Origin of the sequence: Streptomyces sp. NPDC001513 (assembly GCF_042894695.1) — a bacterium.
In the GTDB taxonomy this organism is placed as follows: domain Bacteria; phylum Actinomycetota; class Actinomycetes; order Streptomycetales; family Streptomycetaceae; genus Streptomyces.
In genome coordinates this window covers 1-4,752 of the sequence record NZ_JBIAVU010000035.1, presented here as the reverse complement: position 1 = coordinate 4,752, position 4,752 = coordinate 1, and the positions used below count along the sequence as shown (strand labels likewise).

4 protein-coding genes and 1 pseudogene are annotated in these 4,752 nt (G+C 71.8%); 4 read left to right on the top strand and 1 reads right to left on the bottom strand.

Annotation, left to right across the window (positions count from 1 at the left end):
• Nucleotides 1-159 (top strand): annotated as a pseudogene (gene manB, locus ACFYZ4_RS39895) (phosphomannomutase/phosphoglucomutase); the annotation flags it as partial.
• Between the two features lie 125 nt (nucleotides 160-284).
• Here manB and ACFYZ4_RS39890 read toward each other — a convergent pair.
• Nucleotides 285-1,538 (bottom strand): IS701 family transposase, encoded by a 1,254-nt coding sequence (locus tag ACFYZ4_RS39890; protein ID WP_390786313.1) that lies wholly within the window; start codon nucleotides 1,536-1,538, stop codon nucleotides 285-287.
• A 290-nt stretch (nucleotides 1,539-1,828) separates the two neighbouring features.
• Here ACFYZ4_RS39890 and ACFYZ4_RS39885 point away from each other — a divergent pair, with 290 nt between their 5' ends.
• From ACFYZ4_RS39885 to ACFYZ4_RS39875, 3 genes are all read left to right on the top strand, one after another.
• Nucleotides 1,829-2,455: a TetR family transcriptional regulator gene (locus ACFYZ4_RS39885; protein WP_390786312.1), complete on the top strand. Its 627-nt coding sequence runs from the start codon at nucleotides 1,829-1,831 to the stop codon at nucleotides 2,453-2,455.
• Between the two features lie 61 nt (nucleotides 2,456-2,516).
• Nucleotides 2,517-3,422, top strand: a complete 906-nt coding sequence (gene galU / locus ACFYZ4_RS39880) for a UTP--glucose-1-phosphate uridylyltransferase GalU (RefSeq protein ID WP_351304669.1) — start codon at nucleotides 2,517-2,519, stop codon at nucleotides 3,420-3,422.
• A 194-nt stretch (nucleotides 3,423-3,616) separates the two neighbouring features.
• Nucleotides 3,617-4,591: a ParB N-terminal domain-containing protein gene (locus tag ACFYZ4_RS39875; protein WP_390786311.1), complete on the top strand. Its 975-nt coding sequence runs from the start codon at nucleotides 3,617-3,619 to the stop codon at nucleotides 4,589-4,591.
• The last annotated feature ends 161 nt before the right edge of the window (nucleotides 4,592-4,752 follow it).

Below are 4,752 nucleotides of genomic sequence, written 5' to 3'. Positions count from 1 at the left end.
GTGGACGAGTTGGACGGTCTGACGGCGACGGGCGAGGACTGGTGGTTCAACGTCCGCGCCTCCAACACCGAACCGTTGCTGCGCCTGAACGTCGAAGCCCGCGACGCGGCCACCCTCGCCAAGGTCCGCGACGAGGTCCTGGCCCTCATCCGCGGCTGAACAAGGCTTGTCGGCCAGGGGTGGAACCCACTCCGCCCCTGGCCGAAGCCGCGCACATTCAGCCTCGCCGGCGTTTGAGGCGCGGGGGCTCGGGGGCAGCGCCCCCGCAACCGTGCCGCACCGGCTCACGCGGACTGTCGCCCCCTGACCCGCGCAAACTCCCGCCGCTCGCGCAGCCCGGACGCAGGCACCGGCACACGCATGGGCGCAGCCCGATACGCATACGCGGCCGACATCAACGTCATGTGGTGGTGCCACCCGGGAAACGACCGCCCCTCGAAGTCCAGCAGGCCGAACTCGTCCGCCAGCGCTCCGAGCGTCACGGTCGACCGGGCCGACTGCCGTGCCAGGTGCAGCAGGTCGTCCATCCGGTGGCGGCTCATGTTGGTGAGCCAGACCGGCCCGCCCCGCTGCCCCGGCCCCGGCCCCGGCCCCTGGCGCCGCTCGCCGAACAGTCGGTAGGTCTGGTGCGTCCCCGGGGCCCCCGTTTCGCCGCCCGGTACGCGGACCAGCGCCGAGTGGATGCGCAGCCGCTGCGGGCGCGCGTCGGGTCTGGTGAGCAGCGTGGTGTACGGGTGGCTGGTGTTCCCCAATCGGGCCAGGTCGCCCGCCGTGGACTCGCGCCCGGGCGTCCGGGCCGGCTCGCCGCTGTGGACCGTACCGGCGGCGCAGACGCCGAGGGTCGGCGGGACGGACACGAGGAAGTCGTGGCCCCGGCGGCCGAGCATGCCGATCACCGCGGCCGCGTTGCCGAGGCGGCTGATGTCGGCGACCACGGGGGCGCGCGCCGAGGAGGTACGGGCGGCGACCCGGTCGGCGAGCTCGACCACGAGGGACTCGGGGCTCTGGTGCACCACCTCGGGGGAGATGCGCGCCCGGCGGCGCAGGGCGGGGTCCGCCGTCCAGGTCTCGGGGAGCACCAGCCGCCAGTCGACCGGCACGCTCATGCCGTCCAGGGACAGGAACAGCCCGAAGCCGAACTGGCAGTTGACCATGCGTCCGGCGGCCGGATCGAAGCGGCGGTGCACGCCGACCGAGTGCTCACCGCGTTTGGGGAAGCACACCTGGCCGATCGTCCAGGCGCGCACCGTGTGCCGTTCCTCCGCCCAGCGGAGCAGTTCGGCGCGAGCCGGCTCCCAGTCCCAGGGGCTCGCGTTGATGAACTGCTGCAGGGACTGGGAGGCGGTGGGCGACTCGGTGACGGACGCGGCGAGCCTGCGTACGGACTTCTTGCCCGGGGTGGTGAGCAGTCCCTGCAGGTAGACCCGGGCCCAGCGGCGCTGGTCCGCCCGCGGTAAGTGGCCGAAGAGGCGTTCCGTGAACTCGCCGAGTGCCGTGTCACCGGCAACCAGGGCGCGGGTCCTCGTCTGTGCCGTCATCTGTCTCCCCCTTCACTGCGGACGCCGGCGTGCGTCGTCGATGAGTCAAGAATACAGAACGTTCGTTTTTTTTCTAGCGTACGTATGGCGTCCTCCGCACGACTTCGGCACGTTGGTGATCCGGGGCTGCCGGCGCCGGCGGCGGTGCGGCCACGGAGGGGCCGGCAGGGGCGCTTCTTCGTCAAGTCGGCGTTGTGTGCGGTCGGCGCCGGGGTGACGCTGGAGGTTGCCCGTCTCCGAGGAGGAGGCGCGGGCGAGTCGGGAACGACCTGGATGGCAGTGATAGTGCAGTGGTAAAGCAAGAGCGCGCCGTGCGCACCCGTAATCATCTGATCTCGGTGGCCGCCGCTGAATTCGACCGCAACGGATATGACGGGACATCACTTTCCCGGCTGAGCCGTTCCGCCGACATTTCGATCGGGGCCGTCACCTTTCATTTCTCTGCGAAGGGGGAGCTGGCGTCGGCGGTCGAGAATGCCGGCCGGAGCGCCACCCGCAGAGTGGTCGAGGGGGTGACCGCCCGCGGCGGCCCCGCGCTGGACACCCTCTCGGCGCTCGTCCTCGCCCTGGGCCGGCTCGTCGAGACGGACGTGGCCGTACGCGCCGCCGCGCGGCTGACCCAGGAGCGCGCGGGTGCCGGACCCGAATGGTGCTGCTGCTGGCTCCCTGAGGTCAGGGAGCTGTTGGAGCAGGCCGCCGCGCAGGGGCAGCTGGATCCCGAGGTCGACCCGCGCCCGGTTGCCCTGCTGACGGCGCATCTGGTGGGGGGTGTCGTCGCGCGGGCCCGCCGCGGCCGCGTCGAGCGCCCCGACGAGGTCACCGGTGAGCTCGGGGAGCTGTGGTGGCTCGTCCGGCGGAGCATCGCGGCGGCGCCGCCAGAGGCCGGCGACGGGGTCGGCCGGTCCGGAAATGCCTAAGTAGGCGTAAAGGCGCGGGAATTCTGGCTGATGTGCCGCCACGCGGTCTAGCGTCAGCGGTATGAATTCCACACCCGCTCGGATAACCAAGGCAGTGATCCCCGCCGCAGGACTCGGTACGCGATTCCTGCCGCTGACCAAGGCCACCCCGAAGGAAATGCTTCCGGTGGTCGACAAGCCGGCCATCCAGTACGTGGTGGAAGAGGCGGTCGCGGCGGGGATGTCCGACATCCTCATGGTCACCGGACGCAACAAGCGACCCCTCGAAGACCACTTCGACCGCAACTACGAGCTGGAGGAAGCCCTCCAGCGGCGGGGTGATCAGGACAAACTCAACAGCGTCTGCGCCTCCACCGAGCTCGCCGACATCCACTACGTGCGCCAGCGCGACCCCAAGGGGCTCGGCCACGCCGTTCTGTGCGCCGCCCCGCACGTCGGCCAGGAGCCGTTCGCCGTACTCCTGGCCGACGACCTGATCGATCCGCGCGACCCGCTGCTGGCCCGGATGGCCGAAGTGCGCGCCCGGCTCGGCGGCAGCGTCGTGGCCCTCATGGAGGTGGCTCCGGACGCGATCCACCAGTACGGCTGCGCCGCGGTGGAGCAGTCGGCGGGCGATGACGGCGTCCGCATCACCGAGCTGGTGGAGAAGCCGGAGCCGGGCACCGCGCCCAGCAACCTCGCGATCATCGGCCGCTACCTCCTCGACCCCGAGATCTTCGAGGTCCTGCGGGGTACGAGCCCCGGGCGCGGCGGCGAGATCCAGCTCACGGACGCCCTGCGCACCCTGGTGCGGGCCGGACGTCCCGTGCACGGGGTCGTCTTCTCGGGCCGGCGCTACGACACCGGGGACCGGGCCGAGTACCTGCGTGCGACGGTCCGGCTCGCCTGCGAGCGCGCGGACCTGGGCCCCGAATTCCTGTCCTGGCTCCGGGAGTTCGTGGCATCGGAGCAGCTCGCGGCGGTGTGAACGCCCGCTCGGTGGGCGACCGCGGAAGATCCCCGGTCGCCCACCCAGCCGGACCGGCACCCTGCCAACTTGCCCAAATCTCAACGGGGTTCGGCTGCAAGATTGGTTACCGAACGGTAGTTACGTAATTTCTTCCCGGGGCCGGCGAACAGCACGGCGCCCAGGCATCGAGTGCACGAAAGGAGGTGAACTTCATGGGCAAGCCCCACACGAGGCACACGAGGAACGCGACCGAGACCCCCGACGCCGCGTTCGAGGTCCCGGTCGGCGCACTGCTCGCGGCGGATTCCCCCCGCACCGTCCACGTGAACGAGAGCCACGCACAGGACCTCGCACACTCCGGGCGGGCGCTGCCGCCGCTGCTCGTGCACCGCCCCACCATGCGGATCATCGACGGGACGCACCGGTTGCGGGCCGCCGTGCTCCGCGGGCAAAACACGGTGGGAGTGACGTACTTCGACGGCAGCGCCGAGGACGCCTTCGTGCTCTCGGTCGAGGCCAACATCAGTCACGGGCTCCCGTTGACGCACGCGGAGCGGACCGCCGCGGCGTTACGGATCCTGCGGACCCACCCGGACTGGTCCGATCGCGGAATCGCGCAGCGGACCGGACTGGCGGCCAAGACCGTCGGGTCACTGCGCCGCCGTGAGGGACCCGCACCCGCGCCGCCCGGCCGCATCGGCCAGGACGGCCGCGTGCGGCCGGCCGATCCGGTCCGCGGCCGGGAGGCCGCGGCCCGGCTGCTCGCCGGCCGACCCACGGCTTCCCTGCGGCAGATCGCACGGGAGGCGGGCATCGCGCCCTCGACCGTACGGGACGTACGGCGCCGGATCGGTGAGGGAGCGGATCCCGTGCCGGCCGCCCAGCGCCGCTCGGGCAACGCCCCGGGTCCGCCCCGGCTGCCGGACCGGGGCGGGGGGCAGTCACTGCCCTCGCTGGTCACCGGCCTCTGCAAGGACCCCCTGCTCAGGTTGAGCGAGGCGGGGAGGCTGCTGCTGCGCATGCTCGATCTCCAGGTGAGCGGGTTGCGCCAGTGGGAGCGGATCGTCGCCGCGGTACCCCCGTACCGCGCCGAGACCGCCGCCGCCGCGGCCGCCCAGTGCGCGCGCGGCTGGCAGGAGCTGTCCGAAGAACTACGGCGCCGGGCCTCGGCGCAGACCCCTGCCTGAGCCGGCTTCCCGGCCAGTACCGGCCCTCCGAGCCGAGGGCCTCCGTTGTGATGGAAAGGATGTATGGCGATGTCGGTTGTCGAGGGTGCGCGTGTTGATGCGGGTGCGGGGGGTGGTGCTGGGGGTCCGGTCCGTTTGGACGGGCGTCTGAAGTTGGTGTT